Origin of the sequence: Paracoccus sp. (in: a-proteobacteria), from assembly GCF_039808215.1 — a bacterium.
Lineage (GTDB): Bacteria > Pseudomonadota > Alphaproteobacteria > Rhodobacterales > Rhodobacteraceae > Paracoccus.
On record NZ_JBDHSP010000003.1, the window covers coordinates 92,797 to 119,291 of the forward strand.

Here is a 26,495-nt window from a genome sequence, read left to right on the forward strand (position 1 = left end):
GGCCGGGCGATGGAGGTGCTGAACCAGACCGGCTTTCCGCACCAGATGGGCAGCGGCATGGACGTGGCCGGGCGCGTGTTCATGACCCTGACGGTGAAGGCGAGCTTTTCCTTTCCCGAGCGCGAGACCGACCCGCCCCGGCCCCTGGCCGAACAGCGTCCGCTGGTCATGGCCGATGAATACACCGGTGCGCCGGGGTTTTCCGCGCCGCTGTGGGAAAGCGATTTCGCCTTTCGCAAGCCCTTCTGCGACGTGGTGCTGAACGGCGCCGCCCACGCCCCCGGCGCCCGCCCGGTCGAGCGGCTGCGCGTGGGTCTCGCGCTTGGCCGCTGGTCCAAGCAGTTCGACGTGGTGGGCCAGCGCGAATGGCGCACACTGGGCCCCAGGGTGACGGCGACCCGGCCCTATCCCTTTACGCGCATGCCGTTTTCCTATGACACTGCCTTTGGTGGCCCGGACCGCAGCCGCCCGCCCGGCCCCGAGGTGCCGGTCTATGCGGAAAACCCCGTGGGGCTGGGCTTTGCCACGGCCACCGGCGGCACTCCGGCTGGCCTTGCGCTCCCGAATACCGAGGCCGTGGGCGAGGAGGTGACCTCGCCCTATGGCCATTATCGCCCGATGGCGCTGGGCCCCTACGGGCGCGGCTGGCCGCAGCGCCTGCCTAACGGCGGCACCTATGACCAGCACTGGCTGGACAATGTCGCCCCCTTTCTGCCCGCCGATTTCGACGAGCGCTATTTCCAGATGGCGCCGCCCGACCAGCAGATCGCCAGCCTGCCGCCCTTTTCGCCGCTGGTGCTGGTCAACCTGACCCCGCGCGGGCGCGAGGCGTTCCGCCTGCCCGACACGCGCCTGCCCATCCGCATCTGGCGCGGCGCGGAGCCTTGCGTCGAGGGTCAGCCCACGCCCGACACGCTCTTGATCGACGCCGAGGCGCGGGTGCTGATGCTGGTCTGGCGCGTTTCGGTCCCCGTGCGCCGCACCTTGGCCGAATTTTCCCGCGCCTGGGTCGGGCCGCCGACCGCCGCCATGCTGCGCGCCGAGGCCGAGGGCCGCGGCTATCTGCGCCTGCCCGCCGTGGTGGACGAGGGGGAGGGGCCATGATTGGGGTTCTGGCCGCGGGCATGGTGACGGCGGTGGGGCTGGACTGGGCATCCTCTGCCGCCGCCATGCGCGCGCGGCTGGACGGCTTTGCCGAAACGCGCTTTGTCGCCTCGGGCGGCTGGCGCATCGGCGCGGCGGTGCCCTTGCCGCGAAACTGGATCGGCCAACGCCGCATGGCGCATCTGGCCGCCGGCGCCCTGGCCGACATCCTGCGCCAGCACCCCGGGGCCCGCGATGCCGCCCTGATCCTGTGCCTGGCCGAAGAGACGCGCCCCGGCCGCCCGGTCACAGACCCGCCGGCGCTGCTGCGCATGCTGGCCGCCATCCTTGGCCTGCCGGAACGGCGCGCGCATGTGGTGGCGCATGGCCGGCCCTCGGGCTTCGTGGCGCTGGAGCGGGCGCGGCGCATGATCGCCTCGGGCGAGGCCGGGCAGGTGATCGTCCTGGGCCTCGACAGCTATCTGACCGGGCCGGCGCTTGCGCATTACGCCGGCCTCGCGCGGCTGCTGGAGCCCGGCAATCCCGACGGCTTCATCCCCGGCGAGGCGGCGGCGGCGGTGCTGCTGGGGCAGGGCGGCGGCTTGCGCCTGACCGGGCTGGGCCTGGCGCGAGAGGCGGCGTATCTGGGCAATGGCAAGGCCGAGGATGGCAGCGATCTGCCCTTGCGCGGCGACGGCATGGTCGCCGCCTATCGCGCGGCGCTGGCGCAGGCGGAATGCGATCTGGCGCATGTGGAATACCGCATCTCGGACCTGCCCGGAGAGCAGCATTTCTTCCGTCAGGCGGCGCTGACCACGCTGCGGCTGGAACGCGGGCGCAAGGAATTCCAGGACCTGCAAAGCCCGGCCGAGAGCCTGGGCAATATCGGCGCGGCCGTGGTGCCGGTGATGCTGGGCATGGCGCTGGCCGCGGCGCAAAAGGGCTATGCGCCGGGCTCGCCGGTGCTGGTAGAGGCCTCGGGCGACGACGGTGCCTGTGGCGCGGCGGTGCTGCACGAGGCGCGCGGGCCGGCGCGCCGCCTTTCGGTCGAGGATCGCTTCGCGGCGGGGGCGCGCTGATGGGCGGAGTTTTCGCCAACGGGCTGGAGATCAGCGGCAAGGCGGTGGACGCGAAAACCATCGCGGCCTTCCCCGACACCTGTTTCACGCCCCCCGAAAACCCCGCGACGCCGCCCGGCGTGCCAGTGCCCTATCCGAGCTTCGGCATGGCGTCCGACACGGAAAACGGCACCGGCACCGTGTTCATCGGCGGCAAGACCGTGAACATCAAGAACAAGTCCGATGTGTCCAAGACCTCGGGCACCGAGGCGGGCTGCGCGGCGAAAAAGGGCCTCATCACTTCGAAGAACACCGGGAAGAAATATTTCAACTCCTGGTCCGGCGACGTGAAATTCGACGGCGAGCCGGTGATCCGGTTTTCCGATCTGGCGACGCATAACCACGCCTCGCCGGGGGGGAACGATCCGCCTTGGGTAGAGATTGCAAAATTGAATACGGCAGGTGGTGATTGCAAGGCAATCTATATCGAACTGCAGGGTCACCCGCATAACAAAAGTCCCTGTGACTATACGAAAACCGGCAAGGAATCAGAACATACCGCGCAAGCAGCCGGCTTTATGGCGGATCGTTCAGGAGGGGTTGCGTGCAAGAAAAAATGGCCGAACTACGATGAAGATGCCGCGCCGTGCATTTGTATGGAGGCCAAGCGGGTAAAAAAGAAAAAGGGCGAACGATCAAAGAAAGATATGCCGCACGACAAAAAGACGAAGAAGGTCGAGGACTTGCTCAACAAGGGCCGTGCCGGATGCAAGTCAAAAAAAACCGGCTCGATTTCATGTCAGAAAGCCTGCGTACCGCCGACGGTAGGGGCATTCACCGATGTAGGTGCAGACGCGACTGTAGAGTTTCATCCCAAGACTGACAGTTCGAAGAAAACCCAGAAAGAGCGCGAGCAGATCAGTGAATGCCTCAAGCTAATCAATTTGGCCTATCTTGCAGGAGTCAAAGAGGGCGACACAAAGGAGGAAGCGCAGAAGAAGGTGGATGATGCGCGCGCCAAGCCAATTTGCATGAAAGGCATCTGCAAGGCCAAGAAATCCCAGAAATGTCATGGCTGTTAGATCAGACGGAGAATGCCCGTGGAATATCTTCCTGAAGTTCTTGCGACCGAAGACGGTGAATGCGATATCACCAATGCCTTCTGTTTTTCGAAGGACGCAGTTTTCCTGCTTGTCAATGCGCGCAGCGACGACGAAGCTATCGAAGCTTCGGTTCTGTTGCGCGTCGATCTTTCGACCGATCCGATCAGCTACGCGATCTTGCACGAATTTGACAGCGGGTCACTTGCCTATCATGCCGAAACACCTGACTTGCACTTCATCCTGGCTAGTGGTGGATATATCCATCAAATCCGCAATGGGGAGATGACTTTTCACATGTTCGTATCCGATGCCTATCTGCCCAATATGGCAAGATATGATCGTGAATCTGTTGTCGTGTTCGGTGAAAATGGTGAAGCTTATCATTTTCAGAATGGAATCTATCGTCGGATTCTAACGCGCACTGACCGGATGTTGAACGCGATGGTGTTTCCACAATCCGGGATTGGCTTTGCCGCAGGAGAGTTGGGCACGTTCCTCGCGGGCAATGGTGAAAGCTTCTCGCGTGTGGATCTTGGTGGCGATGAAGCTATTCGGGCGCTTACCATCAAGGCGAACAGCGAGGTTCTGTTAGCTTGCACTGCGGGCGTGGGTCTGATCGTCAGCGGCGATGAGTTGCGGCGCGCTCAAGGGGCGCAATCTGATTTTTACTCTGTCGTGGAGTTCGGAGGTGTAGAGTATTGGGGAGATGATGAGTTTGGAATGTATACAAGGGATGGAGGCGAGTTTCATCCAAAATTTGAAACCGGATACGCATTCAATATGAATGTTTCCAATGGCCTCCTGACGGTCAACGCTGGATATTCCGTTTATATTTACGATGGTGCGGATTGGATCAATTTACAACTGAATAATAACATTGAAAAGCTTGTCGAACGTGTGCCGCTTGATTTCGAGCCGCTATGATTTTTGGTTAGTATCTGGCGGCAAGCTTGCCGCCAGATACCCCCTGACGCGGGCCAGATCCAGCCCCGCCACCCGCAGCCCCTCGGTGCCCGGCTGTAACATGCGGATCACGAACAATTCCCCGGCCTCGGGGTATTCGGCAAAGCGCGCCTCGGCCACGGCCAGCCCGTCGGGGCCGGCGATGCGCAGCCCGTCCAGATGCGCCTCGAGCCGTTCCAGCAGCCGGGCAAGGCGCAGCGCGTCGAGTTCCGGGTTTTCATCCGGGAACAGCAGCGCGCGGTCATAGATCGTCCACAGAAACGCCGCCTGTTCGGCGTGCTGGCGCAGGATCTCGGGCAGGGCGGGGGCGGGGGGATACATCAGTTCAGGTTGATCGAGCCGCCGCGGATGCGGTTCGCGGCCGAGGCGTGGCTGACCAGATAGCTGCCGCGGATGGTGATGTGGCCGTCGGCCTCCATCACGATCGAGGCCTTGCCGCAGCGCAGCTCCAGCCGCTGTGCGGCGCTGATGCGCAGCGGCTCTCCGTCGGCGACCGCCACCGGGGCGGCGGGGATCGCGCCGATGATGCGGCCGATGACCAGAGGCCGGGCGGGGTCGCCGTCCTCAAAGAGGATCGCCAGTTCCGCGCCGATGTCGGCGGGGGTGAAACGCACCAGCGCGCGCGCCGGCAGTGCCTGGGCCGAGGGGTTGCCGGGAAACACCACCAGAGGCCGGCCGTCCTCAAGCCCCATCAGCATGCCGATGACCACGCCGCTCTGAAGATCCGTGCCGATCATGCCCGCGCCTTTCGCTGCCCGGCGATGATAGCACGCGCGCCGGGGGTTTTCACCGGGATTCCCGCGCGCTGTTCCCTGCGGTCGCGGGATAGATCACCTTGCCTGCCGCAGCCATGCGGGCGCCCGGCGTGGGCTGCGCCGGCTCGCTGTGGCCGGGCGCCAGCAGATGCGTGACCGCATGGCCCGAAAGCAGCAGGTGGTCGGCGATGATGCGGCGATGGCAGCGCCACCAGACGGCCTCGGCGCACATCAGCGCCACGCGCTGCTCGTAGCCAAGCGCCAGCAGTTCCGCAAAGCCGGCGGCGAAATCGGGACCCAGCGCGTAATCGGCGTAATTGTGAAACGCCTGCACGTGCCAATAGGCGTTCAGCCCCGGATCCATGTCGGCCTGCTGGCCGCGCCGCCCGCCCAGGGCAGGCAGGTGGCGATAGCCGATGCCGGCGCGGGCCAGTTCGTCACGCAGGCGCGCGCCGTCGAAGACCGGATGGCTGCGCGAATGCGGAAAGCGGCGCACGTCGGCGACCAATCCGACGCCCGCTGCGCCGAGCATGGCGAGGAATTCCCCGATGTCGCGGCTGGAATGGCCGATGGTGACGAATTCGCCCACGCCTAGCCGATGCGGGTCAGCGCGCTGCCCTTGTGGGCGGCGATATGGTCGCTCCGGTCGCTGCGGATCTCATATTGCGGGGCGTCGGGGCTGGCGTGGTGGCGGTGGCCTTTCCAGTCGAAATCCGCGCGATGGATGTGGATGACGTGGCCGCTGACCCGGCCGGCCTCGGAATTCCAGCTGACGTGATCGCCCAGGGAAAATTCGCTCATCATGCCCCTCCTGTCAGGGGAAACGCCCGGGACGCCGCGCCGTTCCCGTCACCAGGACAGGTAAAACATCGCCTTGGCCAGAAAGACGATCAGCAGAACATGGCAAAAGACGCTGATGTGGATGCGCCTGACATGGCGCGCGCGCAACCTGCCGCGCGCCCCCAGCGTCACCGCGCTGACGAAATGCGCCAGCACGCTGAGCGCGAGCAGGATCTTGAGCGAAAGCAGCGTGGCAAAACTGCTGTCGAAAGGATGGCGCAGCAGGTCGCGATAGCCCCAGGCCATGGCAATGCCTGCGCCGTAAAGCGCTGCGATGACGAAGGGCATGATGCGGCGCGCGCGCCGGCCGATGGCCGATTCGACGGCGCGCATGGCCTCATGCGACACGTCGCGGCGGACGCCTTCGAGGATCAGCACCTCGAAGAACACCGTGCCCACGAACATGATGGCGGCGAACAGATGCAGGACAAGCAGCAGGAACTGGCCCATGGCGGCATTCCTTTCCGGTCAGGTATAGTAATCCAGCACGCGGCGCAGCTCGGCGGCATGGAACTCGCGCGCCGCCGGCGTGTCGGGCTCACCCGCAAAAAGTCCCAGCGCCTGCGCGGTCAGGAAAAAGCCGCGGCCGGGCAGGTCGGTGGGAAGGCGGCTGACGCAAAGCGCGGCCAAGAGCGGCCGGCCGGCGGCGGCATCCTCGGCCATCAGCGCCTCGAGCGCCGCGGTCAGGCGCTGGATGGTCTGCGGCGGCGCCAGCCGCAACTGCGCGGCCAGCGCCCGATAGCTGACCGGCGCGCCGGTCCGGGCCTGGGCAAGCAGTGCCTGACGCAGATCGTCGATGGGCATCGCCACCTCGCTTGGCTCGGGGCCGCGGCCCCGCTGTCGCGCGGGCGGCGGCCGCCCGCGCCCGTGATCAGGGCCTCAGGCCGGGCGGGCCATGGCGGCGCCGGGCTTTCCGGCCACGAAACCGTCGCAGAAGCTGGCGCCCGGCATCAGCCGCGCCAGTTCCGCCAGCAGCCCGCCGGTGGGGGCGGCGCGTTCAAGTTCCGCCGCCCAGGCGCGGGCCACGCCGGTGAAATCGCCGACATGCGGCGACAGGCGCAGCGCGTCGACGCCGGCGGCGCGCAGATCGGCCACCTGACCCGCGGCGGTGGTGACGGCGCGGCCCAGCGTCTGCACGCCGTTCACCGTCAGGAAGGGCTGGCCGTCCAGCGTGTCCACGTCGCGCCCGTCCGGGTCCTCGCCGCAGACGAACTGGCAGCTGTCCTTGGCGCGGTCGTGCAGCCGCGCGTGATAGCAGCGCCCCGAGATCGCCAGCGGCGCGCGGCCATGGCCCCAGACCTCGACCGCGACGCCGGCGGCGCGGCCGGCGGCGGCCAGGGTGGCGATGGATTCCAGCGGCAGTTCCGGCGGCAGGCAGACGCGGGTGGCACCGCGGCCCGCCAGCCATTCGAGCGTGCCTTCGTTGTAGACGTTCACCATCGGCCCGACCCAGAAGGGCGTGTCCGCAGGCACCAGGTTCAGGGCGGAAAGGTCGTTCACCTCGACCGGCAGGCCCATGTCCAGCAGTTCTGCGGTCTGGCGGCGCTCGCGTTTCAAGGTGATCAGCGCCAGCGTGGTGATCGCGACATCCTTGCCGGCGGCGGTCAGCGCCTCGACGGCGGCGGGGATCTCGTGCTGCCAGAAGGGCAGGCGTTTGGAACAAACCCATTCCCCGATCACCACCCGCGCCACCGGCGCCTGCGCCAGCCCCGCGTAAAAGCCGCGCACGGCCTCGGCGGACCAGAAAAAGGCGTTGGGGCCGATTGTCAGATCCATGCTCATCTCCAGGTCTTGGCATAGGCGCCGGTGGTGGCAGCCTGGCCCTCGGTCAGTTTCGCCAGCAGGTTCGCGGGCATCGGCGCGCCCCTGTCGGCGGCCTCTACCGCGGCGCGAAAGGCGCGCACCACCTGCGCGACATAGGCGCGCGAGCGCTGGCGCCCCTCGATCTTCAGCGCGGTGACGCCGGCCTTGTGCAAGGCCGGGATCAGTTCGGTGGCGTCAAGGCTGACCGGGTCCTCAAAGATATGCCCGGTCTGGCTGTCGCCCTTGCCATCCGGAGAGGTGAAGCAGCCTTTGCAGAGCGTCGGGTATGGCACCGGCGCGCCCTTGGGCGTGCGGTGGATCAGGAAGCCGCCAAGCCGTGCCTCTTGCGCCGCGCCGGTGTCGGCGTAATCGACATGGCTGGCCGGAGAGCAGACGCCGTTCATGTTGGGTGAAAGCCCGGTCGCATATGAGGACAGCGAGCAGCGCCCCTCGGCCATGACGCACAGCCCGCCAAAGACGAAGACCTCGGTCTCCACGTCGATCTCGCGGTTGATGGCGGCGATTTCCTGCACCGTCAGCACGCGCGGCAGCACCACGCGGCGCACGCCAAAGGCCGTGGCATAGAAGTTGATCGCGTCAGGATTGGCCGCCGCTGCCTGCACCGACAGATGCCGGCGCAGTTCCGGGTGATATTCGGCGGCGTGCGCCAGCAGGCCGATGTCGGCCAAAATCACCGCATGGGCGCCGCAGCGCGCGGCGTCGGCGATGGCGCGGTGCCAGATCACTTGGTCGCCGGCGCGCGGAAAGGTGTTGATCGCCACCAGCACCTTTGACCCGCGGGCCCTGGCGAAACCGATCGCCTCGGCCATTTCCTCGCGGCTGAAGTTCAGGCCAGGAAAGTTGCGGGCGTTGGTTTCATCGGCAAAGCCGCAATAGACGGTATGCGCGCCCGCCTCGACCGCGGCGCGCAGGGCGGCGGGGGTGCCCGCCGGGCAGACCAGTTCCATCATGCCAGATCCTCATGTCCCGGAAATGCCTTGCGCGACAGCGACAGCCCGGTCTGGCGCTCGGCCAGGGCGGCCAGCCGGCGCACCATCGGCGCGGCGCGCGCCGACAGGCTGGCCAGTTCCTCGGTCAGGTCCAGTTCCGCGTCATCGAGCGCATTGCGCAGCGCCAGCACCGCGCCGGTGTCGCCGTCGATGGTCAGCTCGCCCGAGAAAAACAGCGCGTCCCCGTCCACCTCGCCATGCAGCATGGCCAGAAAGGCGGACAGGCGGCCGTGGATCGTCGCGTCATGCGCGGGCGGGCGGTCGCGGAAATGCGCGCGGACCCGGCCCTCGGCCGGCTCCAGCAGCAAAACCATGGGTGCGTCGGTCACGTCGATCAAGAAGCGGGCCGAGGCCGCCGGCCCCATGCGCTGCAACACCGAAGGATGCCGGTCGATGCTGGATCGCATCAGCCGGGCCAGTATGGCCGAGATCGGCGCCAGCAGCATGTCCCGCCCCGGCAGCGGGGGCGGAACGGGCAGCCGAAGCCGCGGAAGGGGAAAGGGAACATGCGTCATGGTCCGGTGTTAGACCAAAGAAGCCGGGCGCTGTTTGACATCCGTCAATCAACGGCACTGATACCGCTGATACGAGGCGGGAAAACCTGACCGGAAAACCCATGCGCCAGCTTCCCGCCTTTCCCGACCTGCGAGCCTTCCTGGACTGGTGCGCGGCGCGTGGCGATCTGGCGCGCGTCGCCGCACCGGTGGCCCTGGCGCAGGAAATGACCGCGGTGCAACTGGCTGCACTGCGTGCCGGCGGCCCGGCGCTGCGTTTTGACCATGCGACCGGCGCCACGGGTGCCCGCGCCGGCATGCCGGTGGTCGCCAACCTGTTCGGCACGCCCGGCCGCGTCGCGGCGGGCCTGGGCCTCTTGCCAGAGGGGGTGGCGGATTTCGGCGAGTTCCTCGCCGGTCTGCGCGCCCCCGCCCCGGTCGAGGGCATGCGCGACGCGCTGTCGCGCTGGCCGATGCTGCGCGCCGCGCTGGCCACCCGCCCGAAGGTGCTGCGCCGCGGCCCGGTGCAAGAGGAACAGCTGCCCAGCCTCGAATCGCTGCCGGTGCAGACACCCTGGCCGGGCGATGCCGGGCCGCTGATCACCTGGCCCCTGGTGCTGACGCGCCCGCATGGCACCGCAGCCGAGGACGTGACGCGCTATAACCTTGGTGTCTATCGCGCGCAGGTGATCGGGCCGGACCGGCTGATCCTGCGCTGGCTGGCGCATCGCGGCGGCGCGGCCCACGCCCGGACATGGGCGCGCGTCGGTGAGCCGATGCCGGTCGCCATCGCGCTGGGCTGCGATCCGGCGATGCTGCTGTCGGCGGCGCTGCCCTTGCCGGAGACCGTGTCCGAACTGACCTTTTCCGGCGTGCCGCGCGGCGCGCGCACCGAGATCGTGCCGGCGATGACCGTGCCGCTGATGGTGCCCGCCCGCGCCGAGATCGTGATCGAGGGCTGGGTGCATCCGGGCGAGACCGCGCTGGAAGGGCCCTTCGGCGACCATACGGGTTACTACAACTCGGCCGAGCCTTTCCCGGTCATGCGCGTTTCCCGCATCACCTGCCGCCGCGACCCGCTGTATCTGTCCACGATCACCGGCCGCCCGCCGGATGAGCCCTCGGTCATCGGCGAGGTGTTCAACGATCTGGCCCTGCCGGTGATCCGTGCCCAGATCCCCGAGGTGATCGACCTGCACCTGCCGCCGGCGGCCTGCTCATACCGCGTGGCGGTGGTCCGCATCGCCAAGCGTTATCCGGGGCAGGCGCGGCGCGTGATGATGGCGCTGTGGGGGATGCTGCCGCAGTTCAGCTATACCAAGCTGATCGTGGTCGTGGATGATGACATCGACGCGCGCAACTGGGACGACGTTCTGTGGGCGATCTCGACTCGCATGGACCCGTCGCGCGACCTGATGCAGGTGGCCTCGACGCCGATGGACTATCTGGATTTCGCCAGCCCGCTCGAGGGGCTGGCCGGCAAGCTGGGCATCGACGCCACCACCAAGATCGGCGCCGAGACCGGGCGCGAATGGGGCAAGCTGATGGCGCTGGACCCCGCGCATGAGGCGCGCGCCGCCGAGATCCTGCAAGGCGTGCTGAAATGAGCGCGCGCGTGATCCTGGGCGTATCCGGCGCCTCGGGGGCGGCGCTGGCGCTGGATTGCGCGCGCGCCTTGCGCGCGGCAGGGGCCGAACTGGACCTGGTGCTGTCGCCCATGGCCGAGCGCACGCTGGAACTGGAGATCGGCCCCGGCGCGCATGCCGAGATCTGCGCCCTGGCGACGCGGTTGCATGCGATCGGCGATCTGGGCGCGGCCATCGCCTCGGGGTCCTGTCCTGTCGCGGGCATGATCGTCGCGCCCTGTTCCATGCGCAGCCTTGCCGCCATCGCGCAGGGGCTGGACGACAACCTGCTGATCCGCGTCGCCGGCGTTCAGTTGAAAGAGCGCCGGCCGCTGGTGCTGCTGGCGCGTGAGGCGCCGATGACGCTGGCGCATCTGCGCAATATGACCGCGGCCACGGAAATGGGCGCCATCCTGCTGCCGCCGGTGCCGGCCTTCTATCTGCGGCCCGAAACGACCGCCGAGATCACCGCCCAGATCGCCGCCCGCGCCGTCGATCTGCTGCGCTTTGCCCCGCCTTTGGCGCGGGCCTGGAATCCCGAAGCACAAGGAAACGCCTGATGACCACCCTTGAAATCACTCTTGAAACCCCGGTCGGCGCCGTCACCGACATTCTGCCCGGCTCGACCGAGGTGTTCCGCCGCGCCGGCATCGGCTTTTGCTGCGGCGGCAATGAAAGCATCGCCACCGCCGCGGCGCATAACGGCGTTGATCCCGCGCCGCTGATGGCCGAACTGCAGGCGCTGGTCGCACGCAGCACCAATATCCCGCCCTCCGGAACCGAGGCGCTGATCGACCACATCCTTGCGCGTTTTCACGAGGTGCACCGCGAGGAGCTGGAATGGCTGATCCCGCTGTCCCAGAAGGTCGAGACCGTGCACGGCGACCATGAGGAGGCCCCCGAGGGCCTGACCGCGGCGCTGGTGGCGCTGGCCAACGAGCTGGACAGCCACATGAGCAAGGAAGAACAGGTGCTGTTTCCGATGATGCGCGCCGGCGGCAACCCGATGATCGTGCACCCGATCGCCGCCATGCGCGGCGAGCATGAGGAAACCGACGCGCTGATGACGCAGGTCATGGCAGTCACGCGCAACCTGGAACTGCCAGTCGGCGCCTGCCGCAGCTGGACCGCGCTTTACACCGGTCTGCGCAAGTTCGCCGACGACCTGACCGCGCATATCGCGCTGGAAAACGACGTGCTGTTCCCGCGCTTCGAGGCCGCCTGAGGCCGTCCGGGTCCCCGCGAAACGACCCCGCGCCACGACCCCGCGTCACTTGGCGCGGGGTCATCTTGTTGCCGGGGTCAGTCCTTTTCGCCCACGGCCTTCCACAGCAATCCACCGAGCGCGCCACCCAGCAGCGGCGCCAGCCAGAACAGCCAGAGCTGGCCCATGGCCCAGCCGCCGACGAACAGCGCCTGGCTGGTCGAGCGCGCCGGGTTGACCGAGGTGTTGGTCACCGGGATCGTCACCAGATGGATCAGCGTCAGCGCCAGGCCGATGGCGATCGGGGCAAATCCCACCGGCGCGCGGCCATGCGTCGTGCCCAGGATGATGAAGATGAACGCCCCGGTCATCACCGTCTCGATGATCAGCGCCGAGCGCATGGAATAGCCGCCGGGGGAATGCTCGCCAAAGCCGTTGGCGGCAAAGCCGCCCATCTCCCAGCCGGCCTTGCCCGAGGCGATGGCGTAAAGCACCGCCGCGCCAAGAATAGCGCCGATCACCTGCACGATGACATAGGGGATCACATTGGCGACCGGAAAGCGTCCTGCCGCGGCCATGCCCAGGGTGACCGCCGGGTTGAAATGTCCGCCCGAGATGCCGCCGACCGCATAGGCCATGGTCAGCACGGTCAGGCCGAAGGCCAGCGCCACACCCAAGAAGCCGATGCCCAGATCAGGAAAGCCGGCCGCAAGCACCGCGCTGCCGCAACCGCCGAAGACCAGCCAGAAGGTTCCGATGGTCTCGGCCAAGAGTTTCTTTTGCATTGAGTAAGCCTTTCAAACCCGCATACAGCCCGCGCAATGCCTGTCGGCGCGGGCCGGGCCCAGCTATCCTGGGCGCTGCCGCGCGGACAAGCCGTATGTTGCGGCGATCCGGGGGCCTGGCCGCCTGCGTTGCCGGCCGGCCACGGAGTTGCCTCAGAACGGCGTCGTGGTGGAGGCGGGTGGCGGCGCCGCCGGGGTCTGTCCCAGTTGCGTCTGGGTATTGTAGCCCTGTTCGGTCAGGATCTGGCCGGCCGACTGCATGTCGCGCCCTGCACCCTGGATCGTCTCACAGGCAGAGATGGCCAGGACGGCCAGCAGGGGGGTCAAGGAGATGAGGCGACGCATTTTATTTCCTTCTGTCACTGTCCACTGGGGCATTTTATCTTGCTCGGCCGCGCTGCACCCGTCACGGAATCGCGATTTCGATGCCGGCCGGACCGCATCGGCGGCAAACCACCTAAGGCGAGTGACGCCTGCGCCGTCAAGCCCTTGTGCCAGCCCGGGGCGGGGGCGCGTCAACACTTGCTTAACGGTCTTGTGCCAGTTCTGGGGCCATGCGTGTGATTCTGCTTCTGACCTTGATTCTGGCCGGCTGCGCCTCGCCCGCGCCGGAATTCTTCGGCGCGCAGCGCCATGACATCGAACTGGACGGCATCCGCTTTGCCGTCTTCCGGGACGGCACGGATGCCGAGGTGATCCGGCTTGGCTATCTGTCGCGGCGGGCGCGCGCCCCGGTGCCGGAACTGATGGTGCGGGCGGCGGAACAGACCACCGGCTGCGCCGTCATTCCCGGCAGCCTGCGCAGCAAGATCCCCGGCGACACCGGCGAGGCGCGGCTGAGCCTGCATTGCCCGCCCTGAGCCGCGCCTTCAGCCGAGGAAATCCGCCACCATCTGCGCCACCTCGGCCGGACGGTCGGCATGCAGCCAATGGCCGGCACCCGGCACGGTGCGGATCTCGGCCTGCGGGAAATGTGCCCGCAACGCCGCGACCTGCGCCGGGCCGCAATAATCCGACGCCTCGCCCGCCAGCGCCAGCACCGGCCCGGAAAAACTGCCCTGCGGCGCCTCGGACCAGCCCACCACCTGCGGCATCTGCGCCCGCAGCGCCGCCAGGTTGAACTTCCATTGCGCCGGATCGGATTTCAGGTCGAGCGACTGCAGCAGGAAGGCGCGCACGCCCGGCTCGGGGATCTGTTCGGCAAGCTGGCGGTCCGCCGCCGAGCGCAGGCGCAGCCCGGCCAGGTCCAGAGATTCCATGGCGTCGATCAGCGCGGTCTGGTTGTGGCCATAGGCGAAGGGGGCGATGTCCATGACCACCAGCCGCCGCACCATCGCCGGCCGGGCCAGGGCCAGCATCATCGCCGCCTTGCCGCCCATGGAATGGCCCAGCACATCCGCCTGCCCGCCATGGGCGGCGATCACCTCGGCCAGATCGTCCGCCAGGGCCGGATAGCCGTGCTCGGGGCTGTGCGGGCTGTCGCCATGGTTGCGCATGTCCACCGAGATCACGCGCCGCGTCTCGGCCAGCCGCCGTGCAAGGCCGCCAAGGTTCTTGCCCGATCCGAACAGCCCATGCGCCAGAAGCACCGGGGGCAGGTCCGAATCCACTCCGCTTTGGGTCAGGTTCAGCATCATGGCGGCAGGCTAACCTTACTGGCGCGGCGGCGCCAGAGGCATTAGCCTGCGGCAGAAAGGGGACGCGGGAATGGCGATCGAGGACATCCGGCCGATGGCCGAGGAAGTGGCCAGCCTGATGGCCGCGCGTTTCGGCCGGCTGCGTCGCGGCCATCGCGCCGAACTTGAGGGCATGCTGCGCCGGCGTGGCGCGGCGCTGCCGCGGCGGTTGCGGCGCGAGGCGCGGTTCATGTTGCAGGCCGAACGCATGGCGGGACAGCCGAAGCTGGCGCGACAGGTGGATTTCATCCGGTTTGACCATGCCCACAAGGCGCTGACCGCCTATCTGCGGCCGCTGGGACAAGGCGCGCGGCTGCGCGGCTGCGCGCTGGGGGTGCTGTCGAGTGTGGTGCTGGGGCTTTTGGTGCTGGGCGCGGCCGCGGTCTGGATCATGCTGCGGCGCGGGCTGATCTGAACCCGCGCCGCCGCGCGACTAGAGGTCCTTGTAGAGCGGGAAGCGGGCGCAGAGCGCCGCGACCTCGGCCTTGACGCGGGATTCGACCTCGGCATTGCCATCCTCGCCATGGGCGGCAAGCCCGTCCACGACCTGCACGATCCAGCGGGCGATCTGGCGGAATTCCTCCTCGCCAAAGCCGCGGGTGGTGCCGGCCGGGCTGCCCAGACGGATGCCCGAGGTGACGAAGGGTTTTTCCGGGTCGAAGGGCACGCCGTTCTTGTTGCAGGTGATATGGGCGCGGCCCAGCGCGGCCTCGGTCGCCTTGCCGGTCACGCCCTTGGGGCGCAGGTCCGCGAGGCACAGGTGGTTGTCGGTGCCGCCCGAGACCACGTCGATGCCGCCCTTCATCAGCTCGTCCGCCATGGCGCGGGCATTGCGGACCACCTGCGCGGCATATTCGGCGAAGTCGGGGCGCAGCGCCTCGCCGAAGGCCACGGCCTTGGCGGCGATGACATGCATCAGGGGCCCGCCCTGCAAGCCGGGGAAGACGGCCGAATTGATCTTTTTCGCGATCTCGGCGTCATTGGTCAGCACCATGCCGCCGCGCGGGCCGCGCAGCGACTTGTGCGTGGTGGTGGTGACGACATGGGCATGCGGCAGGGGCGAGGGATGCTGGCCGCCCGCCACGAGGCCGGCGATATGGGCCATGTCCACCATCAGCCAGGCGCCGATCTCGTCGGCGATCTTGCGGAACTCGGCCCAGTCCCAGATGCGGCTGTAGGCGGTGCCGCCGGCGACGATCAGCTTCGGGCGATGCTCATGCGCCAGCTTGCGGACCTCTTCCATGTCCAGCAGCTGGTCCTGCTGGCGCACGCCGTAGCTGACGACGTTGAACCACTTGCCCGACATGTTCACCGGCGAGCCATGCGTCAGGTGCCCGCCCGAATTCAGGTCAAGCCCCATGAAGGTGTCGCCCGGGCGCAGCAGCGCCAGAAACACCGCCTGGTTCATCTGGCTGCCGGAGTTCGGCTGCACGTTGGCGAACTGGCAGTCGAACAGCTTTTTCGCCCGTTCGATCGCCAGTTCCTCGACGATATCGACATACTGGCAGCCGCCGTAATAGCGCTTGCCCGGATAACCTTCGGCATATTTGTTGGTCAGCACCGAACCCTGGGCCTCAAGCACGGCACGCGAGACGATGTTTTCCGAGGCGATCAGCTCGATCTCGTCGCGCTGGCGGCCCAGTTCCTTGCGGATGGCGCCGAAAATGGCCGGGTCACGGCTGTCCAGCGTCTCGGTGAAGAATCCTGTGTCGGTCATCTGATCCTCATGTGAAGCGGCTTGGCCGTGTTCTAGCCGCTTTCCCGGGGCGGGGCTAGGACGGATGCGCGACGCCGGCGTGCGACGCTTGCGTGTGGGGTTTGCTTTCGAGGGCTTGCGCCCGGGCGGCGCCGCGCCATGATGGCGCCATGAAGCTGCATTTCATCGCATCCTCCACCGAGACCGCCCTGACCGCCGCCGCCGCGCTGAGCGAGCGCTATGGCCAGGTCCCGATCCGCGAGGCCGAGGTCATCGTGGCGCTTGGCGGCGACGGGCTGATGCTGTCGGTGATGCATCAGAATCGCGGCCTGCCGGTCTATGGCATGAACCGCGGCACCATCGGCTTCCTGATGAACGCCTATGACGAGGAGGACCTGCCCGGCCGCATCGCCGCCGCCGAGGAAACGGTGACCAACCCGCTGGCGATGACCGCCGCCACCGCCGACGGGCACGAGCATTGCGCGCTGGCGATCAACGAGGTCAGCATGCTGCGCGCCGGGCCGCAGGCGGCGCGGCTGCAGATCAGCGTGAACGGGCAGTTGCGCATGGCCGAACTGGTCTGCGACGGCGCGATGCTGTGCACGCCGGCCGGATCGACTGCCTACAACTATTCCGCCAATGGCCCGATCCTGCCCCTGGGCGCCGATGTGCTGGCGCTGACCGCCATCGCGGCCTTTCGCCCGCGGCGCTGGCGCGGGGCGATCCTGCCCAAGGATGTGACGCTGCGTTTCGACGTGCTGGAACCCGAAAAACGCCCGGTGATGGCCAATGCCGATTCGCACGCCGTCGATTCGGTCCTGTGGGTCGAAGTGCGGCCGGAAAGCACCATCCGCCACCGGCTGTTGTTCGACCCCGGCCACGGGCTGGAAGAGCGGCTGATGCGCGAACAATTCGTTTGAGCAAAGTGGCGCAGAAGGGTAAAGCGCCGGGCATGAGCAACCGTCCCGACCTTCCGCCCGAAATCGCCCGCCGCCGCACCTTCGCCATCATCGCGCATCCGGATGCCGGCAAGACCACGCTGACCGAGAAATTCCTGCTCTTCGGCGGCGCCATCCAGATGGCCGGGCAGGTGCGCGCCAAGGGCGAGGCGCGGCGCACGCGCTCGGATTTCATGAAGATGGAGCAGGACCGCGGCATCTCGGTCTCGGCCTCAGCGATGTCCTTCGAGTTCGACGAATACCGCTTCAACCTGGTCGACACCCCCGGCCACAGCGATTTTTCCGAGGACACCTACCGCACGCTGACCGCGGTGGATGCGGCGATCATGGTCATCGACGGCGCCAAGGGCGTTGAAAGCCAGACCCGCAAGCTGTTCGAGGTCTGCCGGCTGCGCGATCTGCCGATCCTGACCTTCTGCAACAAGATGGACCGCGAATCGCGCGATCCGTTCGAGATCATCGACGAGATCCAGGAAAACCTTGCCATCGACGTGGTGCCGGCCAGCTGGCCGATCGGCTCGGGGCGCGATTTCCTGGGCGCCTATGACCTGCTCAACGACCGGCTTGAGCTGATGGACCGCGCCGACCGCAACCGCGTGGCGGAATCGGTCAAGATCAGCGGGCTGGACGATCCGAAACTGGCCGAGCATCTGCCCGCGGCGCAGCTGGCGCAGCTGCGCGAGGAGCTTGAGATGGCGCGCGAACTGCTGCCCGCCTTCGACCGCAAGTCCTTCCTGGAAGGGCACATGACGCCGATCTGGTTCGGCTCGGCGATCAACAGCTTTGGCGTGCGTGAACTGATGGACGGCATCGGTGCCTTTGGCCCCGCGCCGCAGCCGCAGAAATCGGCCGAACGCCCGGTCGGCCCGAGCGAGACGCCGGTCACCGGCTTTGTCTTCAAGGTGCAGGCGAACATGGACCCCAGGCACCGCGACCGCGTGGCCTTCGTGCGCCTTGCCTCGGGGCATTTCGAACGTGGGATGAAGCTCTTGCATGTGCGCAGCAAGAAGCCGATGGCGGTGTCGAACCCGGTACTGTTCCTGGCCGCCGACCGGGAACTGGCCGACGAGGCCTGGGCCGGCGACATCATCGGCATCCCGAACCACGGGCAGCTGCGCATCGGCGACGCGCTGACAGAAGGCGAGGCGCTGCGTTTCACCGGCATCCCCAGCTTTGCCCCGGAACTGCTGCAAAACATCCGCGCCGGCGATCCGATGAAGGCCAAGCATCTGGAGAAGGCGCTGATGCAATTCGCCGAAGAGGGCGCGGCCAAGGTGTTCAAGCCGATGATCGGCGCGGGCTTCATCGTCGGCGTGGTAGGGGCGCTGCAATTCGACGTTCTCGCCAGCCGCATCGAGATCGAATACGGCCTGCCGGTGCGCTTCGAGCCCTCGCAATTCACCTCGGCGCGCTGGCTGTCGGGACCGCGCGACAAGGTCGAGGGCTTTGCCCAGGTGAACAAGGGCCATATGGCGCAGGACCATGACGGCGATCTGGTCTATCTGACGCGTCTGCAATGGGACATCGACCGCGTGACCCGCGACCATCCCGAACTGCATCTGACCGCCACCAAGGAAATGATGGCCTGAGGGCCCGTCCCCCGCAGCGGACGGCTTGCCCTGGTCCCGACCGGGGCCTATGGCCTTGAGGAAACGAGGGGGAGGGGTTCATGCCGGTGCATGAACTGGCGGCGCTGGGTGCGGCCGCCTGCTGGGCGGTGACGGGGCTCTTGTCGCAGACGCCGGCGCAGGCGCTGGGGCCATTCGGCTTCAACCGGCTGCGGCAGGCGATGGTGGCCGTCATGCTGGCCGCGATCATCACGCTGAGCGCGCGCTGGCATGCCATCGCCGCCGAGGACCTGTGGCGGCTGTCGCTTTCGGGCGTCGTCGGCATCTTTCTGGGCGACACGCTGCTTTACATGGCGTTGATCCGGCTGGGGCCGCGCCGGGCCGGAGCGCTGTTTGCCATGAACGCGCCGATGGCGGCGCTGATGGGCTGGTATGCCCTGGGCGAGGATCTGAGCGCGGCGGCGGTTCTTGGGGTGGTGCTGTCATCATTGGGCGTGGCGCTGGCGGTACTGGGCAGTCCCGGCCGCTCGGGGACGCATCGCTTCGAGGCGGTGCGCGGCCCGGTCTGGGTCGCGGCCGGCTTTGGCCTGCTGGCGGCGGCGGGGCAGGCGCTGGGATCGCTGATCGCGCGGCCGGTGATGGCGGAGGGCTTTGACCCCTATGTGGCCTCGCTGATCCGGGTCGGCGTGGCGGTGGTCTGCCTGGCGGCGCTGATGGCGCTGCCGATCCGTGCCGTGCAGCCGCTGGCGCGCCCGACGCCGCGGGTGCTGTTTCTCAGCGCCATGTCGGGGCTGGTCGCCATGGTCACCGGCATGACGCTGCTGATGTTTGCGCTGCAGGGTGGCAAGGTCGGCATCGTCTCGACGCTGTCGGCGCTGTCGCCGGTGCTGATCCTGCCGGTGCTGTGGGTGATGACCGGGGCGCGGCCCTCGGCCACCTCATGGGCGGGGGCGGCGATCGCGGTCGCCGGCATGGCGCTGATCTTTCTGCGCTGACGGCTTTGTAATTTGCCCCTGCCGGCCCCGGGTGCTTGGCTGGCGCCACGCAACAATCAGGAGAATACCCATGCGCCTTGCCCCCCTAGCCCTTGCCGCGCTGATCGCGGCACCGGCGCTTGCGCAGGACAAAGCCGCGATGGACCATGGCGCGATGGGCCATGGCGCCGCCGATCCCACGACCCTGGCCTATCAGCAGGCGATGGAGAAGATGCACCAGGACATGATGATCGACTATTCCGGCGATGCCGATGTCGATTTCATGCGCGGCATGATCCCGCATCACCAGGGCGCCATCGACATGGCGCGGATCGCGCTGGAGCATGGCAAGGACCCCGAGGTGCGCAAGATGGCCGAAGAGGTCATCCGCGCGCAGGAGGCCGAGATCGCCGCCATGCAGGCCTGGCTGGACCTGCACGACAAGCTGCAATAGGCGCCTCAGCCCAGAAGGCGCTCGGCCTCCTGGATGGCAAAGCGGTCGGTCATGCCGGCGACGTAATCCAGCACCACACGGGCGCGGCCGGTATCGCTGTTGGCCGCTTCGGCCGCCAGCCGCCAGTGTTCGGGCATCTTCGACGGATCGGCCAGAAACAGCGGGAACAGCCCGTTCAGCACCCCGGTCACGCGCTGGCGCTCGGCGACGACGCTGGGGGCGCGATACATGCGCTGGAACAGGAACAGCTTGATCGCCTTGAGATTCTGGTAAAGCGGCTTGGAAAAGCGGATGATCGGGCCCTCCATGGCGCGGATCTCGTCCGCGCCCTGCGGCTGCAGGCTGCTCAGCCGGTTCTGGGCCACGGCGATCACATCCTCGACCATGATGCCAAAGACGCGGCGCAGCGCCTCGTGGCGGCGCCGCATCGGTTCCAGCCCGGGGTGCAGGCGGTCCACCTGGGCAAATGCCTCGCCCACCACCGGAAGCTCGGCCAGGTCCGTCTCGAAAAACAGGCCGGCCCGAAGCCCGTCATGCAGATCGTGGTGGTTATAGGCCACGTCATCGGCGACGGCGGCGACCTGGGCCTCGGCGCTGGCGTTGCTGTGCAGTTCCAGATCCCATTCCTCGTTCACCTCGGCCAGCGCATAGGGCAGGGCGCCGGTAATCGGGCCATTGTGCTTGGCGATGCCCTCGAGGCTTTCCCAGGTCAGGTTCAGCCCGTCGAAGTCGGCGTAATGGCGCTCAAGCCGGGTGACGATGCGCAGCGCCTGGGCGTTGTGGTCAAAGCCGCCAAAGGGTGCCATCAGCGCCGCCAGCGCGTCCTCGCCGGTATGGCCGAAGGGCGGATGACCAAGGTCATGGGCCAGGGCCACGGTCTCGGCCAGGTCGGTATTCAACCCCAGCGTGCCGGCGATGGTGCGCGCGACCTGCGCCACCTCGATCGTATGGGTCAGGCGGGTGCGGTAATAATCGCCCTCATGTTCGACGAACACTTGCGTCTTGTGCTTGAGCCGGCGAAAGGCCGAGGAGTGGATGATCCGGTCTCGGTCCCGCTGCCAGGGGCTGCGGAAGGTGGACATGCGTTCGGGCCAGCGGCGGCCGCGGCTTTGCGGGGGCTGGCAGGCATAGGGTGCCGTCATCGGGCTTGCGTTCCTTGCGGGGCATTCGGCGGCAGCCTATATTCCGGTTCTGACGACGGAAACGGGAACGCCGCATGAACATGGAACTGAACCTGCCGCCCCGGGTGACGGATCGCGCCTTTGCCCGCCTGGCCGAGATCAACGGCGACGGGCCGGCGCGTCCCCTGCGCGTCGCGGTCTCGGGGGGCGGCTGCTCGGGCTTTCAATACGACATCCGCCTGGACGAGCCGGCCGAGGACGACCTGATCCTTGAGGGCGGCGGCCAGAGCGTGGTGGTCGATCCGGTGTCGCTGCCCTATCTGGCCGGCGCGGTGATCGACTTTGCCGACGAACTGATCGGCGCGCGCTTTACCATCGAGAATCCGAATGCCGCGGCGTCTTGCGGCTGCGGCACCTCCTTTTCGATCTGATCTGGCCTTGCCAGGCACGGGCCGCTAGTGTCGCGCCATGAAGATCGCGACATTCAACATCAATGGCGTGCGCGCCCGGATCGAGACCCTGACCGGCTGGCTGGCCGCGGCGCGGCCCGATGTCGTGGTGCTGCAGGAAATCAAGACCCAGGACGAGGCATTCCCGCGCGAGGCGATCGAGGATCTCGGCTATGCCGTCGAGACCCACGGGCAGAAAGGCTTCAACGGCGTGGCGATCCTGTCGCTGCTGCCGCTCGAGGATGTCAGCCGCGGCCTGGCCGGGGACGATGACGACGAGCAGGCGCGCTATATCGAGGCCAGCGTGATCGGGCGGACCGCGGTGCGCATCGCCGGGCTTTACCTGCCGAACGGCAATCCGCAGCCGGGGCCGAAATTCGACTACAAGCTGGCCTGGATGGAGCGGCTGCACACCCGCGCCCGCGAGCTGCTTGCGGCCGAGCTTCCCACGGTGATGCTGGGCGATTACAATGTCATCCCCGAGCCGCGCGACGCCGCGCATCCCGAGAAATGGCACGATGACGCGCTGTTCCAGCCGGAAAGCCGGGCGGCGTTGCGGCGCATCCTGTTCGACGGCTGGACCGATGCGGTCAGGCTGCACGACCCGGACGCCACACGCGGCCCCTTTACCTTCTGGGATTACCAGGGCGGCGCCTGGCAGCGCGACAACGGTATCCGCATCGATCATGTGCTGCTGTCGCCCCAGGCCGCCGATCTGTTGACCGGGCTTGGCATCGACCGCGACGAGCGGGCCAGGGACAAGCCCAGCGATCACGTGCCGGTCTGGGTGGAATTGGACGCCTGAGGCGGCGGACGGCCGTTCCCGCCACATTCCTGCCTGACACGAGCCCTGCGGCGAAGGCCGGCACGGGGAACGGAACCTGCCGGCGGCATCGCCGGCGCGGGCTCAGCCTTCCTCGTCCTCGTCATCGCCGAAACGGGCGTCGTCGGCATATTCGTCCTCGCCCTCGCCGACGTATTTCGCCGACAGCGCGATGGAATGGCCGTCATGGGTCGGGTCCATGACCACGTCCGAGGGGATCTCGCCCGCCAGCCATTCGCGGATCTCGTCCCGGGTTTCGGCCAGATCCTGGCCGGTGACCTCGGAGATATACTGGATGAAGGCGCGCTGGTCGCCGTCGATTCCGTCCAGTTCGTCCTCTTCGGCCTCGGGCCATTTCTCGGCGATCGCCTCGTAGAAGGCGGACCAGTTGGCCTGAACATTGCTCCATCTCATCAGTATCCGCCTCCTCCGCCCATTTCGCCCTGAACCATGCGCGAGGCGCCGGTGATGTCCTCGCCCACGCCGGCGACGGTGTTGCATCCTGCCAACGCCAGCATGGCGACAAGGGTTGCGATCCGAACCAATTTCACTTCCTTTCCTCATGCCACCAGGTTTCCGGCATGAATCCCGGCCAGTCACCGTAAAGCGGCGTCTTTTCAGGATAATGCAGGTCCGACTTGTGGGCCAAGCGCGAAATCCGCGAATAGCTGACCGGAATGACATAGCGTCCGGCGGTTAAGATCCGGTCAAGCGCCTGCACCGCGGCAAGGTAATCCTCGCGTGTGCGGGCGCGGCCCATCTCGGCAATCATCGCCTCGGCGGCGGGCGAATCCATGCCCATCCAGTTTTTCGACCCGGGTTTCGCAACCCCTTCATGGCCCCAATACAGCATCTGTTCGTTGCCAGGCGCCAGCGACAGGCCGCGTTCATACCAGGTCATGTCGAACTGGTAATTGTTCGTGCGCTGGACGTATTGCGCGGCGTCCAGCAGCGTCACCTGCGCATGGATGCCAAGATTTCGCAGCGATTCCACGAAGATGTCGACGATCTGCCGGGTCTCGGCGCTGCTGCGCATGGCGCTGCCGGACTGGTTGAGCAGGATCTCGAAGGCAAAGGGCCGGCCCCGGGCGTCGCGCAGCTCGCCCTCCTGCACGTGCCAGCCGGCCTCGGAGAGCAGCTGCAGCGCCGCGCGGATGCCCTTGCGGTCGATGGCGCGGTCGCCGCCCTCGGGCAGGGCATAGCCCTGGATCGCGCCGGGCGGCAGCGTCGCGGCAAAGGGCGCCAGCAGCTCGGCCACCCGGCCGCTGGCGGGCGCTTGCGTCATCGCCAGGTCCGAGTTCGAGAAATAGCTCGCGATGCGCGGATCCTTGCCGCCCGACAGCGTCATGTTGATGAACTGGAAGTTGAAGGCCTCGATCATCGCCTGCCGCACCCGCCAGTCGGCGAACAGCGGGTTGCGGCTGTTCATCACCAGCCCCATGATCCCCGATGGGCGCTGATGCGCGATCTCGGATTTCACCACCCTTCCGTCCCGCACGGCGGGAAAGTCGAAATTGCTGTCCCAGCGCGCCGCGACCAGTTCGCGCCAGACATCGATCTCTCCGGCCTTGAAGGCCTCGAACATGGCATTGGCATCGCCGAAATAGTCGTAGCGGATCTCGTCGAAATTGTGCAGGCCGCGGCTGACCGCCAGATCGCGGCCCCAGTAATCGGGGTTGCGGCGAAAGCTGATCGCGCGGCCGGGATCGACCTTGCCCACGACATAGGGCCCCGATCCGATCGGCGCCATTAGCCCGGACTGGCTGAAATCGCGGCCCTGCCATTGCGCCTTTTTCAGGATCGGGCGCATGCCCATCAGCAGCGCCAGTTCGCGGTCGGCGGTGTTGAAGCTGAAGCGCACCCGGCGCGGGCCCGTCTGTTCCAGCTTCGCGACCTTGGACCAGACGGCGGTATAGCGCGGGTGCCCCACGGTCCCCAGGGTCTCATAGGACCAGATCACGTCCTCGACGGTGACCGGTGTGCCGTCGGAAAACCGCGCCTCGGGGCGCAGGGTGAATTCGACCCAGGTGCGGTCGGGGTCGGTCTCGACGCTTTCGGCCAGCAGCCCATAAAGCGTGAAGGGCTCGTCGATCGAGCGCATCATCAGGCTTTCCGTCACCAGCCCCGGCTGGGTGAAGATCGGCCAGACCGGATTGCCCATCAGGATCCAGGGATTGAGCGAATCGAAAGTGCCGCTTTCCGCCAGGCGAATCGTGCCGCCCTGCGGTGCGTCCGGATTGGCGTAAGGCAGGTGCGAAAACCCCGGCGCCAGCGCAGGTTCTCCATACATTGCAATGGCATGCATGGGCTCGGCGGGGCTTGCCAGCGGCATGGATGCAACACACACGCATAAGGCGATCCGGCGCCAGATCGCGGATTCGTCAGCAAATTTGAAGATTCGCATGCTCGATGGCCCTGTTTTCCGGGTCGCTGGTCTTGTTGGTGGCCAGTTTAACCGCGGCTTCATCGCGAGGCAAACTTACGCCTTGGACTCTGGGGGCGAAAAGCGTATAGATAAGGCACTGCTCGATAGGTTTCTTGCCTGTATGAAACCTGCCTCATGACTTGCGCCCGCCTTGTGCGGGCGCTTTTTTCATCCCCGCACCGCGGCGGCGCACACGCAAACGTGAGCGAACCGTGATCCGGTGCCCGCCGTTCCCCCCGTGCAGACCGGCACCGCCCGCCCTTGTGCGAGCCGGGGATTTTTCCCATGCTGCGCCTGCGACAGCGTGCGGGAGGCAGCTATGTTCCAGAAATTCCTTGGTGGCAAGACGGCGGTTGTGACGGGCTCGAACTCGGGCATCGGGCTTGGGATCGCGCATGAGCTGGCGCGGGCCGGCGCCGACATCGTGCTGAACAGCTTTACCGACAGCGCCGAGGATCACGCCCTGGCCCAGAGCATGGCCAGCGAACACGGGGTGACTGTGCGCTATATCCAGGCCGACATGTCCAAGGGTGAACAGTGCCGCGCCCTGATCGCGCAGGCCGGGCGCTGCGACATCCTGGTGAACAATGCCGGCATCCAGCATGTGGCGCCGATCGACCAGTTCCCGGTCGAGAAATGGGACGCGATCATCGCCATCAACCTCAGCTCGGCCTTTCACACCACGGCGGTGGCGCTGCCGATGATGCGCAAGGCGGGCTGGGGGCGGATCGTCAACATCGCCTCGGCGCACGGGCTGCGCGCCAGCGAGTTCAAGTCGGCCTATGTCGCGGCCAAGCACGGCATCGTCGGCCTCAGCAAGGTCACCGCGCTTGAGACCGCGCGCGAATCGATCACCTGCAACGCCATCTGCCCCGGCTATGTGCTGACCCCGATCGTGGAAAAGCAGATCCCCGACCAGATGAAGACCCATAACATGAGCCGCGAGGAGGTGATCGCCAAGGTCATGCTGCAGCGCCAGCCCTCGGGACAGTTCGCCACGGTCGCGGAAATCGGCGGCACTGCGGCCTTCCTGTGCTCGCCGGCGGCGGATCAGATCACCGGTACGACGATTTCCGTGGACGGCGGCTGGACGGCGATGTAGCCGCCGCCCGCAGTCGGAAAGGGCGTCTAGTCGGAAAAGGCGTCGATCAGGTTCAGCACCGCAAGGATGCGGCGCGTGTCGCGATCGACGCGATAGACGCGGTCCCCGTCGCGGTAATAGCGCCAGTCGGGCCGCGTCGCGAGGTCGTGGCGCCAGGGATCGCGCAGGATCACATAATCGCCGAGGCGCAGGATCTCGCCCACATGACGGCCGTGGCGGGCTTCGGCCTTGCGGGCCTGGCCCGGCGGCACGCAGGGCGGGCTCTTCTTCGCCAGACCGGTCGGGCAGTCGGCGCGGTAGCCGCTGCCCTGCCCGCGTTCGCCCTGGTGGCGGGCCTGCGCGCCATTGCCCTTGCCGTGACCCTTTCCATGACCCCTGCCGGGGTCGGCACCGGCGGCAGTGCCGCCAGCAGGGCCATGGCCAGCGCGGCCGACATTCTTGCGAAACTGAGCTTCATCGCGACATTCCTTCCTGAGGCGCCCGGACCGCCCCATCTAGCAGGGGTGGGGCTAAGGACGCCAGCCG

At 67.2% G+C, this 26,495-nt stretch carries 34 protein-coding genes; 16 read left to right on the plus strand and 18 right to left on the minus strand.

Going from position 1 to position 26,495, the window contains the following annotated elements; all coding sequences use genetic code 11:
• Positions 1–9: 9 nt before the first annotated feature.
• From WMK75_RS02145 to WMK75_RS02160, 4 genes are read left to right on the plus strand one after another with little or no spacing between them, the layout of a single operon-like run.
• Positions 10–1,104 carry a DUF2169 domain-containing protein gene (locus tag WMK75_RS02145; RefSeq protein ID WP_347266010.1) on the plus strand — a complete coding sequence of 365 codons (1,095 nt, stop codon included), beginning with the start codon at positions 10–12 and terminating at the stop codon, positions 1,102–1,104.
• Positions 1,101–2,162 carry a 3-oxoacyl-ACP synthase gene (locus WMK75_RS02150; protein ID WP_347266011.1) on the plus strand — a complete coding sequence of 354 codons (1,062 nt, stop codon included), beginning with the start codon at positions 1,101–1,103 and terminating at the stop codon, positions 2,160–2,162. The genes WMK75_RS02145 and WMK75_RS02150 overlap by 4 nt, the downstream gene beginning before the upstream one ends.
• Complete coding sequence (locus tag WMK75_RS02155) at positions 2,162–3,223, plus strand: DUF4150 domain-containing protein (protein WP_347266012.1); 1,062 nt, start codon at positions 2,162–2,164, stop codon at positions 3,221–3,223. The genes WMK75_RS02150 and WMK75_RS02155 overlap by 1 nt, the downstream gene beginning before the upstream one ends.
• 18 nt (positions 3,224–3,241) lie before the next feature.
• A complete protein-coding gene (locus WMK75_RS02160) occupies positions 3,242–4,168 on the plus strand; it encodes a hypothetical protein (RefSeq protein ID WP_347266013.1) in 927 nt (308 codons plus the stop codon).
• Here the strand turns inward: WMK75_RS02160 and WMK75_RS02165 are convergent.
• The 9 genes from WMK75_RS02165 to WMK75_RS02205 form a co-directional block, all read right to left on the minus strand.
• Positions 4,163–4,528 (minus strand): hypothetical protein, encoded by a 366-nt coding sequence (locus WMK75_RS02165; protein ID WP_347266014.1) that lies wholly within the window; start codon positions 4,526–4,528, stop codon positions 4,163–4,165. The two genes, WMK75_RS02160 and WMK75_RS02165, sit on opposite strands and share 6 nt — an antisense overlap.
• Positions 4,528–4,944 carry a DUF6484 domain-containing protein gene (locus tag WMK75_RS02170; RefSeq protein WP_347266015.1) on the minus strand — a complete coding sequence of 139 codons (417 nt, stop codon included), beginning with the start codon at positions 4,942–4,944 and terminating at the stop codon, positions 4,528–4,530. The genes WMK75_RS02165 and WMK75_RS02170 overlap by 1 nt, the downstream gene beginning before the upstream one ends.
• A gap of 49 nt (positions 4,945–4,993) precedes the next feature.
• On the minus strand, positions 4,994–5,551 hold the full coding sequence (locus tag WMK75_RS02175) for a DUF488 domain-containing protein (protein ID WP_347266016.1): 558 nt from the start codon (positions 5,549–5,551) through the stop codon (positions 4,994–4,996).
• 2 nt (positions 5,552–5,553) lie between these two features.
• Positions 5,554–5,763 carry a DUF2945 domain-containing protein gene (locus tag WMK75_RS02180; RefSeq protein ID WP_347266017.1) on the minus strand — a complete coding sequence of 70 codons (210 nt, stop codon included), beginning with the start codon at positions 5,761–5,763 and terminating at the stop codon, positions 5,554–5,556.
• Between the two features lie 48 nt (positions 5,764–5,811).
• A complete protein-coding gene (locus WMK75_RS02185) occupies positions 5,812–6,252 on the minus strand; it encodes a hypothetical protein (protein WP_347266018.1) in 441 nt (146 codons plus the stop codon).
• An 18-nt stretch (positions 6,253–6,270) separates the two neighbouring features.
• Positions 6,271–6,606 carry a hypothetical protein gene (locus tag WMK75_RS02190; RefSeq protein WP_347266019.1) on the minus strand — a complete coding sequence of 112 codons (336 nt, stop codon included), beginning with the start codon at positions 6,604–6,606 and terminating at the stop codon, positions 6,271–6,273.
• A gap of 75 nt (positions 6,607–6,681) precedes the next feature.
• Positions 6,682–7,578 carry a U32 family peptidase gene (locus WMK75_RS02195; protein WP_347266020.1) on the minus strand — a complete coding sequence of 299 codons (897 nt, stop codon included), beginning with the start codon at positions 7,576–7,578 and terminating at the stop codon, positions 6,682–6,684.
• A 2-nt stretch (positions 7,579–7,580) separates the two neighbouring features.
• The gene (locus tag WMK75_RS02200; protein WP_347266057.1) at positions 7,581–8,573 is read right to left on the minus strand and encodes a peptidase U32 family protein; all 993 of its coding nucleotides are present in this window, start codon (positions 8,571–8,573) and stop codon (positions 7,581–7,583) included.
• A complete protein-coding gene (locus WMK75_RS02205) occupies positions 8,573–9,061 on the minus strand; it encodes an SCP2 sterol-binding domain-containing protein (protein WP_347266021.1) in 489 nt (162 codons plus the stop codon). Before WMK75_RS02205 ends, WMK75_RS02200 begins: the two co-directional genes overlap by 1 nt.
• Positions 9,062–9,231: 170 nt before the next feature.
• Here WMK75_RS02205 and WMK75_RS02210 point away from each other — a divergent pair, with 170 nt between their 5' ends.
• Genes WMK75_RS02210 through ric form a run of 3 tightly spaced genes read left to right on the plus strand, consistent with a single transcriptional unit; the run spans position 9,232 to position 11,959 of the window.
• Complete coding sequence (locus tag WMK75_RS02210) at positions 9,232–10,716, plus strand: UbiD family decarboxylase (protein WP_347266022.1); 1,485 nt, start codon at positions 9,232–9,234, stop codon at positions 10,714–10,716.
• A complete protein-coding gene (locus WMK75_RS02215; RefSeq protein ID WP_347266023.1) occupies positions 10,713–11,294 on the plus strand; it encodes a UbiX family flavin prenyltransferase in 582 nt (193 codons plus the stop codon). The genes WMK75_RS02210 and WMK75_RS02215 overlap by 4 nt, the downstream gene beginning before the upstream one ends.
• Entirely contained in the window at positions 11,294–11,959 is a 666-nt protein-coding gene (ric, locus tag WMK75_RS02220) for an iron-sulfur cluster repair di-iron protein (RefSeq protein WP_347266024.1), read from the plus strand. The genes WMK75_RS02215 and ric overlap by 1 nt, the downstream gene beginning before the upstream one ends.
• Positions 11,960–12,036: 77 nt before the next feature.
• Here the strand turns inward: ric and aqpZ are convergent, their stop codons facing one another.
• Both aqpZ and WMK75_RS02230 read right to left on the minus strand, forming a co-directional pair.
• Positions 12,037–12,723, minus strand: a complete 687-nt coding sequence (gene aqpZ, locus WMK75_RS02225) for an aquaporin Z (RefSeq protein WP_347266025.1) — start codon at positions 12,721–12,723, stop codon at positions 12,037–12,039.
• A 153-nt stretch (positions 12,724–12,876) separates the two neighbouring features.
• Positions 12,877–13,068, minus strand: a complete 192-nt coding sequence (locus tag WMK75_RS02230) for an entericidin A/B family lipoprotein (RefSeq protein WP_347266026.1) — start codon at positions 13,066–13,068, stop codon at positions 12,877–12,879.
• Between the two features lie 209 nt (positions 13,069–13,277).
• Here WMK75_RS02230 and WMK75_RS02235 point away from each other — a divergent pair, with 209 nt between their 5' ends.
• Positions 13,278–13,583, plus strand: a complete 306-nt coding sequence (locus WMK75_RS02235) for a hypothetical protein (protein WP_347266027.1) — start codon at positions 13,278–13,280, stop codon at positions 13,581–13,583.
• A gap of 9 nt (positions 13,584–13,592) precedes the next feature.
• Here the strand turns inward: WMK75_RS02235 and WMK75_RS02240 are convergent, their stop codons facing one another.
• Positions 13,593–14,357, minus strand: coding sequence for an alpha/beta fold hydrolase (locus tag WMK75_RS02240; protein ID WP_347266058.1), 765 nt, complete (start codon positions 14,355–14,357; stop codon positions 13,593–13,595).
• A 73-nt stretch (positions 14,358–14,430) separates the two neighbouring features.
• On the opposite strand from WMK75_RS02240, the gene WMK75_RS02245 reads away from it, so the two are divergent.
• Complete coding sequence (locus WMK75_RS02245; protein WP_347266028.1) at positions 14,431–14,814, plus strand: hypothetical protein; 384 nt, start codon at positions 14,431–14,433, stop codon at positions 14,812–14,814.
• An 18-nt stretch (positions 14,815–14,832) separates the two neighbouring features.
• Here WMK75_RS02245 and glyA read toward each other — a convergent pair whose 3' ends face one another.
• Entirely contained in the window at positions 14,833–16,116 is a 1,284-nt protein-coding gene (glyA, locus tag WMK75_RS02250) for a serine hydroxymethyltransferase (protein ID WP_347266029.1), read from the minus strand.
• A 149-nt stretch (positions 16,117–16,265) separates the two neighbouring features.
• Between glyA and WMK75_RS02255 the strand changes: the two genes are divergently transcribed.
• The 4 genes from WMK75_RS02255 to WMK75_RS02270 all read left to right on the plus strand — a co-directional run bounded on the left by WMK75_RS02255 (position 16,266) and on the right by WMK75_RS02270 (position 20,050).
• Entirely contained in the window at positions 16,266–17,015 is a 750-nt protein-coding gene (locus WMK75_RS02255) for an NAD kinase (protein WP_347266030.1), read from the plus strand.
• Positions 17,016–17,047: 32 nt separating this feature from the next.
• Entirely contained in the window at positions 17,048–18,643 is a 1,596-nt protein-coding gene (locus tag WMK75_RS02260; RefSeq protein WP_347266031.1) for a peptide chain release factor 3, read from the plus strand.
• Between the two features lie 80 nt (positions 18,644–18,723).
• A complete protein-coding gene (locus tag WMK75_RS02265; RefSeq protein WP_347266032.1) occupies positions 18,724–19,617 on the plus strand; it encodes a DMT family transporter in 894 nt (297 codons plus the stop codon).
• A gap of 70 nt (positions 19,618–19,687) precedes the next feature.
• The gene (locus tag WMK75_RS02270) at positions 19,688–20,050 is read left to right on the plus strand and encodes a DUF305 domain-containing protein (RefSeq protein WP_347266033.1); all 363 of its coding nucleotides are present in this window, start codon (positions 19,688–19,690) and stop codon (positions 20,048–20,050) included.
• A 5-nt stretch (positions 20,051–20,055) separates the two neighbouring features.
• Here the strand turns inward: WMK75_RS02270 and WMK75_RS02275 are convergent, their stop codons facing one another.
• Positions 20,056–21,192, minus strand: a complete 1,137-nt coding sequence (locus tag WMK75_RS02275; RefSeq protein ID WP_347266034.1) for a deoxyguanosinetriphosphate triphosphohydrolase — start codon at positions 21,190–21,192, stop codon at positions 20,056–20,058.
• 74 nt (positions 21,193–21,266) lie between these two features.
• Between WMK75_RS02275 and WMK75_RS02280 the strand changes: the two genes are divergently transcribed.
• Complete coding sequence (locus WMK75_RS02280; RefSeq protein WP_347266035.1) at positions 21,267–21,602, plus strand: iron-sulfur cluster assembly accessory protein; 336 nt, start codon at positions 21,267–21,269, stop codon at positions 21,600–21,602.
• A 37-nt stretch (positions 21,603–21,639) separates the two neighbouring features.
• A complete protein-coding gene (xth, locus tag WMK75_RS02285; RefSeq protein WP_347266036.1) occupies positions 21,640–22,425 on the plus strand; it encodes an exodeoxyribonuclease III in 786 nt (261 codons plus the stop codon).
• Between the two features lie 102 nt (positions 22,426–22,527).
• On the opposite strand, the gene WMK75_RS02290 is transcribed toward xth, so the two are convergent.
• Genes WMK75_RS02290 through WMK75_RS02300 form a run of 3 tightly spaced genes read right to left on the minus strand, consistent with a single transcriptional unit; the run spans position 22,528 to position 24,847 of the window.
• Positions 22,528–22,857 carry a hypothetical protein gene (locus WMK75_RS02290; protein ID WP_347266037.1) on the minus strand — a complete coding sequence of 110 codons (330 nt, stop codon included), beginning with the start codon at positions 22,855–22,857 and terminating at the stop codon, positions 22,528–22,530.
• Positions 22,857–22,988: a hypothetical protein gene (locus WMK75_RS02295; protein ID WP_347266059.1), complete on the minus strand. Its 132-nt coding sequence runs from the start codon at positions 22,986–22,988 to the stop codon at positions 22,857–22,859. The genes WMK75_RS02290 and WMK75_RS02295 overlap by 1 nt, the downstream gene beginning before the upstream one ends.
• Before the next feature lie 2 nt (positions 22,989–22,990).
• Entirely contained in the window at positions 22,991–24,847 is a 1,857-nt protein-coding gene (locus WMK75_RS02300) for an extracellular solute-binding protein (protein ID WP_347266038.1), read from the minus strand.
• Between the two features lie 340 nt (positions 24,848–25,187).
• Here WMK75_RS02300 and WMK75_RS02305 point away from each other — a divergent pair, with 340 nt between their 5' ends.
• Complete coding sequence (locus WMK75_RS02305; protein WP_347266039.1) at positions 25,188–25,970, plus strand: 3-hydroxybutyrate dehydrogenase; 783 nt, start codon at positions 25,188–25,190, stop codon at positions 25,968–25,970.
• 26 nt (positions 25,971–25,996) lie between these two features.
• Here the strand turns inward: WMK75_RS02305 and WMK75_RS02310 are convergent, their stop codons facing one another.
• Positions 25,997–26,464 carry a hypothetical protein gene (locus tag WMK75_RS02310; RefSeq protein WP_347266040.1) on the minus strand — a complete coding sequence of 156 codons (468 nt, stop codon included), beginning with the start codon at positions 26,462–26,464 and terminating at the stop codon, positions 25,997–25,999.
• Positions 26,465–26,495 lie beyond the last annotated feature (31 nt).